Annotated in this window: 15 protein-coding genes; 7 read left to right on the top strand and 8 right to left on the bottom strand. The window is 71.8% G+C overall.

Annotated features, from left to right (window positions below):
* Positions 1-11 precede the first annotated feature (11 nt).
* Genes FHS98_RS07305 through FHS98_RS07295 form a run of 3 tightly spaced genes read right to left on the bottom strand, consistent with a single transcriptional unit; the run spans position 12 to position 2879 of the window.
* On the bottom strand, positions 12-782 hold the full coding sequence (locus FHS98_RS07305; RefSeq protein WP_167102263.1) for an EF-hand domain-containing protein: 771 nt from the start codon (positions 780-782) through the stop codon (positions 12-14).
* A gap of 55 nt (positions 783-837) precedes the next feature.
* On the bottom strand, positions 838-2154 hold the full coding sequence (locus tag FHS98_RS07300) for a sensor histidine kinase (RefSeq protein ID WP_341786036.1): 1317 nt from the start codon (positions 2152-2154) through the stop codon (positions 838-840).
* Positions 2151-2879, bottom strand: coding sequence for a response regulator (locus tag FHS98_RS07295; RefSeq protein ID WP_167102260.1), 729 nt, complete (start codon positions 2877-2879; stop codon positions 2151-2153). Before FHS98_RS07295 ends, FHS98_RS07300 begins: the two co-directional genes overlap by 4 nt.
* 122 nt (positions 2880-3001) lie before the next feature.
* Between FHS98_RS07295 and FHS98_RS07290 the strand changes: the two genes are divergently transcribed.
* Positions 3002-3532 (top strand): Spy/CpxP family protein refolding chaperone, encoded by a 531-nt coding sequence (locus FHS98_RS07290; protein WP_167102257.1) that lies wholly within the window; start codon positions 3002-3004, stop codon positions 3530-3532.
* A 31-nt stretch (positions 3533-3563) separates the two neighbouring features.
* On the opposite strand, the gene FHS98_RS07285 is transcribed toward FHS98_RS07290, so the two are convergent.
* Positions 3564-4259: a response regulator gene (locus tag FHS98_RS07285; RefSeq protein WP_208402101.1), complete on the bottom strand. Its 696-nt coding sequence runs from the start codon at positions 4257-4259 to the stop codon at positions 3564-3566.
* An 83-nt stretch (positions 4260-4342) separates the two neighbouring features.
* On the opposite strand from FHS98_RS07285, the gene FHS98_RS07280 reads away from it, so the two are divergent.
* Entirely contained in the window at positions 4343-7003 is a 2661-nt protein-coding gene (locus tag FHS98_RS07280) for a sensor histidine kinase (RefSeq protein WP_167102254.1), read from the top strand.
* A gap of 14 nt (positions 7004-7017) precedes the next feature.
* Positions 7018-7980 carry an SDR family NAD(P)-dependent oxidoreductase gene (locus FHS98_RS07275; protein WP_243847901.1) on the top strand — a complete coding sequence of 321 codons (963 nt, stop codon included), beginning with the start codon at positions 7018-7020 and terminating at the stop codon, positions 7978-7980.
* On the opposite strand, the gene FHS98_RS07270 is transcribed toward FHS98_RS07275, so the two are convergent.
* Genes FHS98_RS07270 through FHS98_RS07260 form a run of 3 tightly spaced genes read right to left on the bottom strand, consistent with a single transcriptional unit; the run spans position 7977 to position 10410 of the window.
* Positions 7977-8153 (bottom strand): DUF4169 family protein, encoded by a 177-nt coding sequence (locus FHS98_RS07270; protein ID WP_167102251.1) that lies wholly within the window; start codon positions 8151-8153, stop codon positions 7977-7979. The two genes, FHS98_RS07275 and FHS98_RS07270, sit on opposite strands and share 4 nt — an antisense overlap.
* Positions 8153-9658: a glycine betaine ABC transporter substrate-binding protein gene (locus FHS98_RS07265; RefSeq protein ID WP_167102248.1), complete on the bottom strand. Its 1506-nt coding sequence runs from the start codon at positions 9656-9658 to the stop codon at positions 8153-8155. Before FHS98_RS07265 ends, FHS98_RS07270 begins: the two co-directional genes overlap by 1 nt.
* Positions 9655-10410, bottom strand: coding sequence for an ATP-binding cassette domain-containing protein (locus FHS98_RS07260; RefSeq protein WP_167102245.1), 756 nt, complete (start codon positions 10408-10410; stop codon positions 9655-9657). Before FHS98_RS07260 ends, FHS98_RS07265 begins: the two co-directional genes overlap by 4 nt.
* A 50-nt stretch (positions 10411-10460) precedes the next feature.
* Here FHS98_RS07260 and FHS98_RS07255 point away from each other — a divergent pair, with 50 nt between their 5' ends.
* From FHS98_RS07255 to FHS98_RS07240, 4 genes are read left to right on the top strand one after another with little or no spacing between them, the layout of a single operon-like run.
* Entirely contained in the window at positions 10461-10871 is a 411-nt protein-coding gene (locus FHS98_RS07255; protein ID WP_167102242.1) for a metallopeptidase family protein, read from the top strand.
* Positions 10868-11431, top strand: a complete 564-nt coding sequence (ccmA, locus tag FHS98_RS07250; protein WP_167102240.1) for a heme ABC exporter ATP-binding protein CcmA — start codon at positions 10868-10870, stop codon at positions 11429-11431. Before FHS98_RS07255 ends, ccmA begins: the two co-directional genes overlap by 4 nt.
* Positions 11428-12063, top strand: a complete 636-nt coding sequence (locus FHS98_RS07245) for a heme exporter protein CcmB (RefSeq protein WP_167102237.1) — start codon at positions 11428-11430, stop codon at positions 12061-12063. The genes ccmA and FHS98_RS07245 overlap by 4 nt, the downstream gene beginning before the upstream one ends.
* 2 nt (positions 12064-12065) lie before the next feature.
* Positions 12066-12470: a cupredoxin domain-containing protein gene (locus tag FHS98_RS07240; RefSeq protein WP_167102234.1), complete on the top strand. Its 405-nt coding sequence runs from the start codon at positions 12066-12068 to the stop codon at positions 12468-12470.
* A 53-nt stretch (positions 12471-12523) separates the two neighbouring features.
* Here FHS98_RS07240 and FHS98_RS07235 read toward each other — a convergent pair whose 3' ends face one another.
* Positions 12524-13387 carry a class I SAM-dependent methyltransferase gene (locus tag FHS98_RS07235; protein WP_167102231.1) on the bottom strand — a complete coding sequence of 288 codons (864 nt, stop codon included), beginning with the start codon at positions 13385-13387 and terminating at the stop codon, positions 12524-12526.
* Positions 13388-13392: the final 5 nt, after the last annotated feature.

Below are 13392 nucleotides of genomic sequence, written 5' to 3'. Positions count from 1 at the left end.
CGGGCGGAGGCTCAGCCCCCGAAGCCGCCACCGCCCATGCCGCCGCCATGGCCGCCATGATGACCGCCATGACCGCCTCGCCCACCGCCGCCGCCGCCGTTGCGGCCGCCATAGCCGCCCTTCCGGCCGACATGGAGATCGAGCTTGGGCAGTTCGTCGCGGGTCAGCACACCGTCGCCATTCGCGTCGAGCAGCTTGAAGCGCTTGGACGCCGTCATCGCGAACTCCTGCCGCGAGACGGCACGGTCGAAATTGGTGTCGGCCGACACCACCGGTTCGGGCGAATCGAGAAAGCCGTAGCGCCCCGCGCCGAGTCGCGTCGGATAGGGCGGCGGGGTGACATGGCCGTCGTCGTCCGTCTTGGCGAGCGACGGGTCGCCATAGGTGCTCAGCACGCGGATCTCCGGCGCGACGTCGGTTTCGTAATGCTCGATCTCGTCCGGGCCGATCAGCCCGTCATGATCGGTGTCGAGCGTCGCGAAGAAGCGCATCGCATCGGCCTCGAACTCCTTGGGCGTGATGCGGTTGTCATGATCGGCGTCGGCCTTGCGGAACCATTCCTCCGCCCCCGACACGCCCTCGGCGCCGTGGAAGGGCTCGCCCATCGGGCTGATGAAGATGTGCCCGCCGGCCAGCGGCGTCACCGCCGGCGCGGGCGCGGAGACAATCACGGACGAAGCCGGAGCGGGCGCGGCCCCCGGCGGCGGCGTATCCTGCGGAGCCGCGACCGCCGCGCTCCCCATCAGCAACCACGCCCCGAACGACCATCCCGCGAACCGCATGCCCATATCCTCTGGTCCTCTTGTCCCTGTGCCGATAGCGCGATGGGCGCCGCTGTCAAAGCGGCAGCAGGACGCGAGCAAGCAGACCGCCGCCGGCCCGGTTGAAAAGCGTCACGTCCCCGCCGTGCGCACGCGCCACCGCCCGCGCGCTGGCGAGGCCGAGGCCGCTGCCGCCCGTCTCCCGGTTGCGGGAAGGCTCGGCGCGGAAGAAGGGCTCGAACACCCGCTCCAGCAGCGCCTCGGGAAGCCCCGGCCCGTCGTCGGCCACCTCGATCAGCGCATGACCGTCGGGCCTGGCGATCCGCACCCGCGCCTGCCCCGCATAAGTGACCGCATTGCCGATCAGGTTGGAGAGCATCGCCTTCAGGCCCGCCACATCGGCCTCGATCACCAGATCCTCGCCAGGCTCGACCGTCACGTCCGCGCCCATGTCGACCATGCCGTCCGCCACGCTTTCGGTAAGCGCGCGGAGGCTGAGCTTCTGCCGGCGCGGCGGGCGGCCGGTGTCGCGCACGAAGGCGAGCGCGGCGGCGATCATCTCCTTCATCTCGCCGATATCGGTTTCCATGGCGGAACGCTCGGCGGGCGCGACCTTCTCGACACGCAGCGCGAGCCGCATCAGCGGCGTGCGCAGATCATGCGCCATCGCCGCCGCCATCGTCACGCGATCCTCGACATAGCGGCCGATGCGGGCCTGCATCTCGTTGAAGGCGCCCGCCGCGAGCGCGACCTCGGCCGGCCCGTCGACCAGCAGCGGCGGCGCGCGGGGATCGCGGCCCAGCCGCTCGGCGGCGGCGGCGAACAGCCCGATCGGCTTGGCGACATGCCGCGCCACCAGCCAGGCGAAGGGCAGTGCCGCCACCAGCGTTCCCAACAGCCACAACAGGATGCGCCAATGCCAGGGCTCGATCCCCTGATGCCGGACCCTGACCACGCGCCAGCGCCCGTCCGCCATGCGATAGGCGGCGGTGAAGTGCCCGAACAGGATCTCGCCCTGCTCGCCATGCGCATGTTCGTAACGGCGCGGCCTCGGCGGCCCCATGAACAGCGGCGGCCGGTCGATCACGACATGGACGTCATCGACGGACGCGCCGAGTCGCTCGGCCAGACGCTGCCGCACATGCTCGCCATGGGGCTGGCCGTCATCCGGCGGCGGCGCCCATTCGATCGAGACGTGATAGTCGCCATTGCCCGGCACATCGCCATGCAGCACCTGCGCCACCTCGGCGATCGGATAGAGGCGCGGCGTCGGCGGCGGCACCGACACCAGCATCGCGAAATCGAGCAACTGCGCGCCGAGCAGCGCGAACAGCATCACACCGAAGATGCGCAGGAACAGGGGCAGCCGGTGCCGCGCCGGAATGGCCTTCACGCCTGCGTCACCTTGGGCACGAACATATAGCCTTCGTTGCGGACGGTGCGGATCAGGTCGCTGTCGCCGGCGCGCAGCTTGCGCCGCAGGCGGCTGACCTGCACGTCGATGGCGCGATCGAACGCATCCGAATCCGGCCCGCGCGCGCTGTGGAGCAGCTCCTCGCGGGTCAGCACCCGGCGCGGACGCTCGGCGAAGACGCGCAGCACCGCGAACTCACCGTCGGACAGATGGACCAGCACGCCCTCCGGGTCGAACAGCTCGTGCGAATCGAGATCCATCCGCCAGCCCATGAAGGCGAAGCCCCGCCGCGCCTCGGCCTCGGGCGCCTTCTGCCGGCGCAGCAGCGCGCGGACATGGGCGAGGATCTCGCGCGGGCTGCACGGCTTGGAGAGATAATGGTCGGCGCCCAGCTCCAGCCCGACGATGCGATCCTGCTCGTCGCCCAGCGCGGAGAGGAGGATGACCGGAGGCCCGCCCGCCTGCACCAGGCGCCGGCAGGCGGTGAGCCCGTCCTCGCCCGGCATCATCACATCGAGGATGACGAGATCGACCCCGCCGCGCGCCAGCACCCGGTCCATCTCCGCGACGCCGGACGCCGTCGTCACGCGATAGCCGTAGGTGCCGAGTCGCTCGGCCAGCAGCAGGCGGATGCCGGCGTCGTCGTCGACGACCAGCAGATGCGCGATCGACTCTGCGGCGCGCTCGGGGAACGGTGCCTCCATGTTCATCCTCCCGCGATGCCGCGAAGATGTGTGCGGCGGATTTCGATGGTGCTACTCTGCGGACATTCCGCCGACACAAAAGCGGGTGAACCAGGATCGTCAACCACTTGAGGGGATATCCTTTGCGCACGCTGTTCCTGATCGCGCTCGCGGCCGGCCTTGCCGCACCGGCGCTCGCCGCCGATCCGGCGACGCCCGCCCGCGCTCCGCACGCCGGCTGGGCCAGGCCGGACTTCGCCAAGATCCGCGCCCAGCATGTCGACGACGTCGCGCTGCTGCTCGGCCTGCGGGCCGATCAGCGTCCGGCGCTCGAGGCCTTCCTGAGCGCGATCGAGCCGCATCATGGCTTCCGCGAAGGCGGGATGCGGCCGCCGGAGGGCGCGACGCCACCCAGCGCCGACGAGGGCACTCTGGCCCGGCTCGACCGCATGTCCGCCCACCTCGACCGCCGCGACGCCGACGCCAAGCAGAAGATCGACGCCACGCGGAAATTCTACACCAGCCTCACCCCCGATCAGCAGCATCGTTTCGACGCGCTGGACCGGCTCCACCATCATGCGATGGGCGAGCGGATGGGGATGCGCGGCGGCCGGCAGGGCCATGGCCATGGCGGCCACGGTGGCAAGGACATGCCGCCGCCCCCGCAGAACTGATTTCCTGAAAGCCTCCCGGCCGGGCGTCCGATCAGGCGCCCGGCTTCAGGCGATAACCCACGCCCAGCTCGTTGACGATCAACGACGGGCGCGCCGGGTCCGCCTCCAGCTTCTGGCGCAGGCTGCGCACGACGATGCGCAGATATTCCACCCGATCGGCCTGCGCCGGCCCCCATACCTCGCGCAGGATCTGGGCGTGGCTCAGCACCCGGTCCGGCTTCGCCGCGAGCAGCGCGAGTACGCCATATTCCTTGGGCGCGAGATGCACCTCCGTGCCCGAGCGCGTGACGCGGCGATGATCGAGATCGATCACCAGCCCGCCGCCCGCCTCGATCCGGTGCGTGGCGCCCTGCGCGTCGAGCCGGTGGCGCAGCGCCGCGCGGATGCGCGCCAACAACTCCTCGGTATCGAACGGCTTCACCAGATAATCGTCGGCGCCGAGATCGAGCGCGGCGACCTTCTCCGACGTCGCCTCGCGCGCCGAGACGACGATCAGCGTCGCCTCGCCGTCGCGCTTGAGCAACTGCACCAGCTCCAGCCCGTCCCGATCGGGCAGGCCGAGATCGAGCAGGATCACCTGCGGCTTCTCGATCGGCAGCAGCGACAGCGCCTCGCGCGCGCTTCCGGCCTCGGCGACGGCATGGCCGGCCCGCTCCAGCGTGACGCGCAGCAGGCGGCGGATGGCGGGATCATCCTCGATGACGAGCAGCTTGGGGGGCAGGGCCATGGCGCGACGATTATGCCGTTGCCGCGCCTGCGTCGAGCCAGCCGGTAGCCTGATCCGTTATGCGGGCGTACAGATCGTCCCTTATGGCCAGCCATACCGCCCAACCGCCCCGCCCCTCACCCGAAGCCCTGCTGCGCCACGCGACGCGCGAGGCGCGCGGGCAGCTCAAGATCTTCCTCGGCGCGGCGCCGGGCGTCGGCAAGACCTACGAGATGCTGACCGACGGCGCCGAACGGCTGCGCGCCGGCGTCGACGTGGTGGTGGCCGTCGTCGAGACGCACGGGCGCGCCGAGACCGAGGCGCTGATCCAGCCGTTCGAGATCATCCCCCGCCGCGAGATCGAGCATCATGGCCGCCCGCTCACCGAAATGGACATCGACGCGGTGTTGGCGCGCCGGCCGCAGCTCGCCCTCGTCGACGAATATGCCCATTCCAATGTCGAGGGCAGCCGCCATCCCAAGCGCTGGCAGGATGTCGAGGAACTGCTCGCCGCCGGGATCGACGTCTACACCACGCTCAACATCCAGCATGTCGAGAGCCTCAACGACGTGGTGGCGAGCTTCACCCGCGTCCGCGTCCGCGAGACGGTGCCCGACAGCGTGTTCGAGGGCGCCGAGATCAAGGTGGTCGACCTGCCGCCCGACGAGCTGATCGAGCGGCTGAAGGACGGCAAGGTCTATGTGCCGGAGGAGGCGACGCGCGCCCTCCAGCATTTCTTCTCCAAGCCCAACCTGTCGGCGCTGCGCGAGATGGCGCTGCGGCGCGCCGCACTCAGCGTCGACCGGCAGATGCTGGAGATGCTCGACGCGGGCGCGCTGCCCGGCGTCTATGCCGGCGGCGAGCGCGTGCTGGTCGCCGTCAGCGAGCAGCCCGGCGGCGACGCCCTGATCCGCGTCGCCAAGCGCCTCGCCGATGCATTGCGCGCGCCATGGTCCGCGATCGTGATCGAGACGGCGCGGGCCGAAGGCTTCAACGAGGCGCAGCGCCAGCGCGTCGCCGACGTGCTGAGGCTCGCCGCCAGCCTCGGCGCGACCATCGCGCGCGTGCCGGCGGAAGACGTCGCCTCCGGCCTCATCGATCATATCGCGGGCACCCGCACCACCCAGCTCGTCATCGGCAAGTCGCGGCGGAGCTGGTGGTTCGAGGCGCGCCACGGATCGGTGGTGGACCGGCTGCTCAAGGAGGGGCCGGAAGGCCTCGCGCTCCACGTCATCCCCGCCACCGCGCCGGCCGAGCGTCCGCGCCGCGGCCTCGCGCCGCTGACCCGCGGCTGGGGCGGCCCGTCGAGCTACGGCGCGGCGCTGGCGCTGGTGGCCGTGACCACGGTGATCGACCATTTCGTGGAGCCGCTGGTCGGCGCGGGCGGGCTCGATCTCATCTATCTGCTGCCCGTGATCCTGACGGCGGCGCGCTTCGGCCTGCGCACCGGCCTGTTCGCCAGCCTCGCGGCGGGGCTCGCCTACAATTTCTTCTTCCTGCCGCCGCTCTACAATTTCACCATCGCCGACCCGCAGAGCCTGCTCACCATGCTGGTGCTGATCGGCATCGCCGGGCTGGTCAGCCATCTCGCCGGGCGGCTCAAGGCGCGCGCGACGCTCTCCACCCGCAGCGCCACCGAGAACGCCTCGGTCGCCGCCTTCGCGCAGGCGCTGGCGCGCTCCTCGACCTGGCAGGAGACGGCCTCGACGATCTGCACCGAGGTCGGCCTGCTGCTCGGCTGCGACACGCTGCTGCTGGCCGAACGCGATGGCGTGGTGATGGTGAAGGCCGCCGTGCCCGAGGCCGCGCCGCTCGGGCCGGTGGATCAGGCGGCGGCCGAATGGTGCTGGAGCCGGGGCGAGCCCGCCGGGCGCGGCACCGCGACGCTCACCGCCGCCGACTGGCAGTTCCACCCGCTCAAGACGGCGCTCGGCACGCTCGCCGTGCTCGGCCTCGCGCGCGACGACGGCACCGATCCGGTGCCCGCCGATCGCACCGTGCTGCTCTCCACGCTCGTGGGCCAGGCGGCGCTGGCGCACGAGCGGCTGCGGCTGGAGGGCGAGATGCGCGAGCTCGGCCTGCTCAAGGAGCGCGACCGGCTGCGCGCCGCGCTGCTCTCCTCGATCGGGCACGATCTGCGCACGCCGCTCACCTCGGTGGCGGGCGCGGTCGAGGCGCTGGCGGCGGAAGCCCCCGCCTCGCCCGCCGTGGCGATGGCCCGCGCCGAGGTCCGCCGCCTCAAGCGCTTCCTCGACAATCTCGTCGACATGGTCCGCATGGACGCGGGCGCGCTCCAGCTCGTGCCCGAGCCCATCGATCTCACCGACGCCGTCAGCAGCGCGGTCCACGATCTGCGCGACACGCTGCGCCACAACCGCATCGACCTCGCCATCCCCGGCACGCTGCCGCTGGTGCGGACCGATCCGCGGCTGCTCCACCACATCCTCATCAACCTGCTCGCCAACGCCACCCAGCATGGCGGGCCGGAGGGGCCGATCGCGATCGAGGCGCGCCGCGTGGCGGGCGGGCTGCTGCTCGAGGTGCGCGATCATGGCCCCGGCATCGAGCCCGGCGCCGAGGAGGCGATCTTCGAGACCTTCGCGCGCGGCAAGGGCAGCGACCGGAGCGGCGATTCCGGCCTCGGCCTCGCCATCGTCAAGGGTTTCGCCGACGCGCTCGGCATCGGCGTCGCCGCCGCCACCGATCCGGCGGGCGGCGCCATCTTCACGCTGGACATCCCCGAAGAGGCGCTGGTCGCAGCCTGAAGGGGGTATCACGGATGGCCGTTGCCGCAGCGGGCGGATCGGCCGATAGGCTCCACCACCGCTCGCCGGGGACGCATGGGATGAACCGCTGGACGATCGCCGATATGGGCCGGCAGGATGGCCGACGCGTCATCGTCACCGGCGCCAACAGCGGCATCGGTTATGAGACGGCGCGGGCGCTGGCGGAAGCGGGCGCGACGCTGATCCTCGCGGCGCGGGACGAGGCCAGGGGCCGGGCCGCGGCGGAGGCGATCGGCCATGGCGCGGTGTGGCGGCCGCTCGATCTCGCCTGCCTCGCCTCGGTGGAGCGATTCGCCGGCGAGCAGCTCGCCGCCGGCCATCCGGTCGACCGGCTGATCCTCAACGCCGGCGTGATGGCGCTGCCCGAGCGGCGCGTCTCGGCGGACGGGTTCGAGCTTCAGCTCGGCACCAACCTGCTCGGCCATTTCGCGCTGGCGGCGCGGCTCTGGCCGCTGCTGGCGGCAGGCGCGCGGGTGGTGCCGCTCGCCAGCATCGCCGCGTGGCGGGGGCGGATCGACTTCGCAGACCCGATGGCGGAGCGGCGTTACGACCCCTGGGCCGTCTATGCGCAGAGCAAGCTCGCCATGCTGATGTTCGGGCTGGAGCTGGCGCGCCGCGCGGTGGGCACCGGCGTCGCGAGCGTCCCCGCCCATCCCGGCTTCGCGCGGACCAGCCTGCTCGCCAACGGGCCGGGGACGCGCGGCCTTCGCGGCTGGTCGATCCGCTATCTGGGCAATCTCGTCAGCCAGTCGGCCGCCGCCGGCGCGCTCCCGGTGCTGCGCGCCGCCACCGATCCCGACGTGCATTCGGGCGATTATCTGGGCTCGACCGGCCCCTTCGAGCTGCGCGGACCGCCGGGGCGCGCCGCGCTTCCGCCCGCGACGCGCGACCATGACGCCGCCGCCCGGCTCTGGGCGATGGCCGAGGACTGGGTGGGGCTGCCCTTCCGGCCCTAATCCTCGCGCTTCGCCCCATCGAGCAGCGCCTTGCGCCGGGCCTGTTCGGCGGCCTCGGCCTCGCGCTCGGCCCTGGTGCGGCCGAACTTGGCGCGGTTCGCCTCGGCCTGCTTCGCCGCATCCACGCGCGCCTTCGCCTTGCGGGCGCGGTTGAGGTTGACGATCTCGGCCATCAGCGATGCTCCAGTTGGGCGGCCAGCCAGCGGGCGGCGGCCTCGGGGCTCGCCTTGTCGCGATCCCGGTCGACCATGTAGTTGGCGCGGCGCATCGCTTCCACCGGGATCGCGCCGATCAGCGGCCGGATCGCGCCGAGAAAGCGCTGGTCTTCCGCATGGGCCGGCGACACCAGCAGGATCGCGTCATAGCCGGGCAACGCGTGCGCCGGATCGGGGAGCACCGCCAGATCGTCCGCCGCGATCCGCCCGTCGCTGGAGAAGGCGGAGATGACGTCCGCCTGTCCGCTTTCCAGCGCGCGATACATGAAGCTCGGCGCATAAGCGCGCGAGGCGGCGAAGCGCAGCCCATAGGCCTCGCGCACCGCCCGCCATTCGGGCCGCGACAGGAATTCGAGGTCCGCCCCCAGCGTCAGCGACGGCGCGGCCGCCGCCAGCGTGCGCAGATCCGTGACATGATGTCGCGCCGCGCCGGCCTTCGTCATCGCCAGCGCATAGGCATTCTCGAAGCCCAGCGGCCCGAGTAGCGCGGCAGGCTTCAGGAAATCGGCGATCCCGGCCAGCGTCTCTGGTTTCGGCGCAGGCTTGCTCCGGTGCATCGAATCCGCCCAGATCGTGCCCGAATAATCGACATAGACGTCGATATCGCCCTGCCCGAGCGCCCTCAGCGCCACCGCCGAGCCCAGCCCCTCGCGATAGCTGACCGCATAGCCTGCCCGCTCCAGCCGTGCGCCGATCAGCCGGGCGAGGATGAACTGTTCGGAGAAATTCTTGGCGCCGACCACCACCGGCCGCGCGCCTCCGCCCAGCATCGGCGCGCAGGCCAGCAGCAGCCCCGCCACGACACCGAGGCTGCCGAGCGTCAGAGACCAGCGCTCGCGCCGCGCCAGCCCGCGCTCGATCAGCGCCAGCAGCCCGTCCGCGACGAGGGCCAGCGCCGCCGACGCGAGGCAGCCGGCCAGCACCTGCGACCAGTCCTCGGTCTGGAGGCCGGAGAAGATGAGGTTGCCGAGGCTCGCCGCGCCCACCGTGGTGGCGAGCGTCGCCGCGCCGATGGTCCAGACGGTCGCGGTGCGGATGCCGGCCATCACCACGGGCGCGGCGAGCGGCGCCTCGACCAGCCGGAGCCGCTGCCCGGCCGTCATGCCGAGGCCGTCCGCCGCCTCGATCACCGCCGGATCGAGCCCGCGCAAGCCGGCCACGACGTTCCGCAGGATCGGCAGCAGCGCATAGAGCGCGAGCGCCAGCCACGCCGGCAGGAAGCCCAGCGCCGGCACGCCATGCCCGATCGCCAGCAGCAGCGGATAGAAGAGCGCCAGCAGCGCCAGCCCCGGAATCGTCTGGATCACCCCCGCCACGCCCAGCGCCGCCCCCGCCAGCCGGGGCCTGCGCGCCGCGACGAGCCCCAGCGGCAGCGCCACCACCAGCGCCAGCCCCAGCGCCGCGGCCGACAGCAGCAGGTGATGCGCGGCGAGGCCGGGCAGCGGAACGAGCAATTCGCTCACGCCTTCAACGCCTCGATCCGTTCCGCCTGCCGCGCCGCCACCGCGACGAGCGCGCTCGCCTCCTCGCCCGCGCGGCCGGCGAGCATGTCCGAAGGCGTCGCATCGCCGACGATCCTGCCCTTCGCCATCACAAGGATACGGTCGGCCAGCAGCAGCGCCTCGGCCATGTCGTGCGTCACCATCAGGCTGGTGAGGCCGAGCCGCTCGTGCAGATCGCGATACCGCCGGCCGATCGCATCGCGCGTCACCGGATCGAGCGCGCCGAAGGGTTCGTCGAGCAGCATCAGCCTCGCCCCCGTCGCCAGCGCGCGGGCGACACCCACCCGCTGCCGCTCGCCCCCCGACAGCGCCGAGGGCGCGCGGGACGCATAGGCGACAGGCAGTTCCACCATCTCCAGCAGCGCCGCGACATCGGCCGGAGGATCGCCCGCAAGGCGCGGCACCAGCGCGATATTCTCGGCGACGCTCATGTGCGGCATCAGCCCGATCGACTGGAAGACATAGCCGATCCGCTGCCTGAGCGCGTAGGCCGGCCCCTCCGCCACATCCGCACCGCCGAGCAGAACGCGCCCCGAATCGGGCTCCACCAGCCGGTTGACCATGCGCAGCAGCGTCGACTTGCCCGCCCCCGATCCCCCGACCAGCGCCACGAAGCTGCCCGCCGCAATCGTGCAATCGACGTCCGAGACGGCGGCGCCGGCAAAGCGTTTCGTCACGCCTTCGAATCGGATGTCCGGCCCGCGCTCGTCCAATCGCCCCTCCGCTGGCGCACCGCCGCCGGCTCTTCTACTGTCCGGCAAGCATGACCGTCCGTCAAACCCCCTGGGGGCCTTCCCCCGACGCCGCCGCCATCGACGCGATGGCCCGCGCGACCATGGCGCGCCTGCCCGAGCCCTTTCGCCTTCATCTGGGCGATGTGGTGCTGCGCGTCGAGGAGTTCGCCGACGAGGCGACGCTCGACGAGTTGGGCATAGACGATCCCTTCGCGCTTTCCGGCCTCTATCGCGGGCGGCCCGTGGGCATGAAAAGCGTCGAGGATAGCGGCGCCCTGCCCGACATGGTCCACCTCTATCGCCGCCCAATCCTGGACGAATGGGCTGAGACGGGGGTGACGCTGGAGGCTCTGGTCGCGCATGTTCTGATCCACGAGGTCGGCCATCATTTCGGCCTGTCGGACGACGACATGCACGCGCTGGAGGCCTCCGCCTCATGATGCTGGCGATGCGGGGGATCGCCTGCCTGCGCGGCGAACGGCTGCTGTTCGAGGGGTTCGATCTCGTGCTGGAGGCCGGCGGCGCGCTGGTCGTCACCGGCCCCAACGGCATCGGCAAGTCGAGCCTGCTGCGCATCGCCGCCGGCCTGCTCCGCCCCGCCGCCGGAGCGGTCGAGCGGCCGGCGCGGGTGGCATGGCTGGGCGAGCAGGCCGCGCTCGACGGAGACCGGACGCTCGGCGAGGCGCTCGGCTTCTGGGCGAAGCTCGACCGCGCCGAGGGACTGGAGGCGGCGATGGAGGCGATGGACGTCGCGCATCTCGCCCGCGTGCCGGTGCGCTGGCTCTCGACCGGCCAGCGCCGCCGCGCCGCGATCGCGCGCACCATCGCCGGCGCCGCGCCGCTGTGGCTGCTCGACGAGCCCTCCAATGGGCTCGACGTCGAGGGCATCGAGCGGCTCGGCCACGCCATGGCCGCGCATCGCGCGAAGGGCGGAGCGGTGCTGGCGGCGAGCCATGTGCCGCTGCCGCTCGACGGCGCCCGGACGCACGCGCTGGCATGATCCTCACCCTCATCCGCCGCGATGCCGCCCGTGGCCTGCGCGCCGCCGGATTGCCCGTCGCCTTCTTCCTGATCGCGGCGACGCTGTTCCCCTTCGCGGTCGGGCCGGACGCGAAGCTGCTGGCGAAGACCGGCGGCGGAATGCTGTGGCTCGCCGCGCTCCTCGCCGCCCTGCTGCCGGTGGAGCGGCTGGTGGCGCCCGATGCCGAGGCCGGCATCCTCGACCAGCTCGCCGTGCGCGGGTTCGCGGACGAGGCGGTGGCAGCGGCCAAGATCGCGGCGCACTGGCTGGGCTTCGGCCCGCCGCTGATGCTGGCGGCGCTGCCCGGCGCGGCATTGCTCGGGCTCGACGGGGCGACGCTCCTCCGGCTGGAGGCGGGGCTCGCCATCGGCACGCCGGCGCTGGCGGCGCTCGGCTTCACCGTCGCGGCGCTGACGGCGGGCCTGCGCGGCGCGGGCGCTCTCGCCGGCCTCATGCTGCTGCCGCTCGCCGTGCCGCTGCTGATCTTCGGCGCGGGTGCGATTCAGCCGGACGGAGCCAGCGCCATGAAGCTTCTCGCCGCCGTGTCGCTGCTGTTCGTTACGGGTGCATCCTTTGCCGCCGGTGCCGCGTTGAGGGCGATCAGGGAATGACCATGAAGGAGACCATGATGCGCAAGACGATGCTGCTCGCTGCCTCTCTTCTCGCCGCCGCGCCGGCCCTCGCCGCGCCGCCGCCGCCCAAGCCGACCACCGTCACGGTCAACATGGGCGACCGCAAGTTCCACCCGCAGGTGATCCGCCTGAAGGGAGGCCAGCTCTATCGCCTGCGCCTCGTCAACCCGGACCGCACCGAGCATGATTTCTACGCGCCCGCCTTCTTCGGCGCGGCGAGGCTGTTCCCGGCCGATGCCGGCGCGCTCCAGAAGAGCCGACTCAACGTGCCGGGCCATTCGAGCCGCACCATCCGCCTGATCCCGCGCCGAGGCCATTATGATCTCAAATCCTCGAAGGCGCTCGATGTCGCCTCGGGGATGCAGGGGCAGATTCTGGTTTACTGAATCCTTCTTTCGTCATGCCGGCTTCCGCCGGGATGACGGGCGGGAAGCGGCGATCAGTCCCGCGTCCAGCGGGCGAAGATGGCGGTGGGGAGCAGCAGGCCGCGCGCCTCCTCGCGCACCGCCATCTCGCCGGCCTCGACCCGCCCGCCGAGCGGGGCGGTCGCCTGCCGCAGAAGCTCCGCGATCGCCAGCGCCGACATGCGCACCGCATAGGCGGTCAGCACGAGGAACTTCGACTCAGGCGTCAGCAGCTTCACGCAATCGGCGATCAGGCCGGGGAGCCCCTCCTCCAGACGCCATGTCTCGCCGGTCGGCCCGCGCCCGAACTTGGGCGGATCGAGCATGATGCCGGCGTAGGTCCGCTCGCGGCGCACCTCGCGCGCGGTGAACTTGACGGCATCGTCGATCATCCAGCGGATCGGCTTGTCGGCCATGCCGGACAGCACCGCGTTGGCCTTGCCGTTCTCGACCGACTTCTTCGACGCATCGACATGGGTGACGCGCGCGCCCTTGGCCGCCAGAGCCAGCGAGCCGACGCCGGTATAGCCGAACAGGTTCATCACCTCGTCGCCCTCGGCCACCCTATCCCGCATCCACGCCCATTGCGGCGCCATGTCGGGGAAGAAGGCGAGGTGGCGGAAATTGGTGTTGGCGGCGTGGAATTTCACATCCTGCCAGCCGAGCGGCCAGTCCTTGGGTACGTTGCGGCCGAGATGCCAGCGGCCGCCGCCCTCCTCGTCGGAAGCGCCGACGAACTCGCCGTCATGCTTCCACTCGTCGGACGCCGGCGCCCACATCGCCTGCGGCTCGGGGCGGACGAAGCGGAAGCGGCCATAACGCTCCAGCTTGCGGCCATGGCCAGAATCGACGAGCCCGTAATCGGCCCAGGGTTCGGTGATGAGGGTATCGAGCTTCACCGGAT

The organism is Sphingomonas oligoaromativorans, assembly GCF_011762195.1.
Lineage (GTDB): Bacteria > Pseudomonadota > Alphaproteobacteria > Sphingomonadales > Sphingomonadaceae > Solisphingomonas > Solisphingomonas oligoaromativorans.
Note: the sequence above shows the minus strand (reverse complement) of the source record. Positions and strands in the feature narration are given on the sequence as shown.

Coding starts and splice junctions, on each gene's coding strand:
- FHS98_RS07255 (WP_167102242.1), top strand. CDS start 10,461: ATGACCGTCCGTCAAACCCCCTGGGGGCCTTCCCCCGACGCCGCCGCC.
- FHS98_RS07245 (WP_167102237.1), top strand. CDS start 11,428: ATGATCCTCACCCTCATCCGCCGCGATGCCGCCCGTGGCCTGCGCGCC.
- FHS98_RS07285 (WP_208402101.1), bottom strand. CDS start 4,259: ATGGCCCTGCCCCCCAAGCTGCTCGTCATCGAGGATGATCCCGCCATC.
- ccmA (WP_167102240.1), top strand. CDS start 10,868: ATGATGCTGGCGATGCGGGGGATCGCCTGCCTGCGCGGCGAACGGCTG.
- FHS98_RS07270 (WP_167102251.1), bottom strand. CDS start 8,153: ATGGCCGAGATCGTCAACCTCAACCGCGCCCGCAAGGCGAAGGCGCGC.
- FHS98_RS07240 (WP_167102234.1), top strand. CDS start 12,066: ATGAAGGAGACCATGATGCGCAAGACGATGCTGCTCGCTGCCTCTCTT.
- FHS98_RS07305 (WP_167102263.1), bottom strand. CDS start 782: ATGCGGTTCGCGGGATGGTCGTTCGGGGCGTGGTTGCTGATGGGGAGC.
- FHS98_RS07275 (WP_243847901.1), top strand. CDS start 7,018: ATGGCCGTTGCCGCAGCGGGCGGATCGGCCGATAGGCTCCACCACCGC.
- FHS98_RS07295 (WP_167102260.1), bottom strand. CDS start 2,879: ATGGAGGCACCGTTCCCCGAGCGCGCCGCAGAGTCGATCGCGCATCTG.
- FHS98_RS07280 (WP_167102254.1), top strand. CDS start 4,343: ATGGCCAGCCATACCGCCCAACCGCCCCGCCCCTCACCCGAAGCCCTG.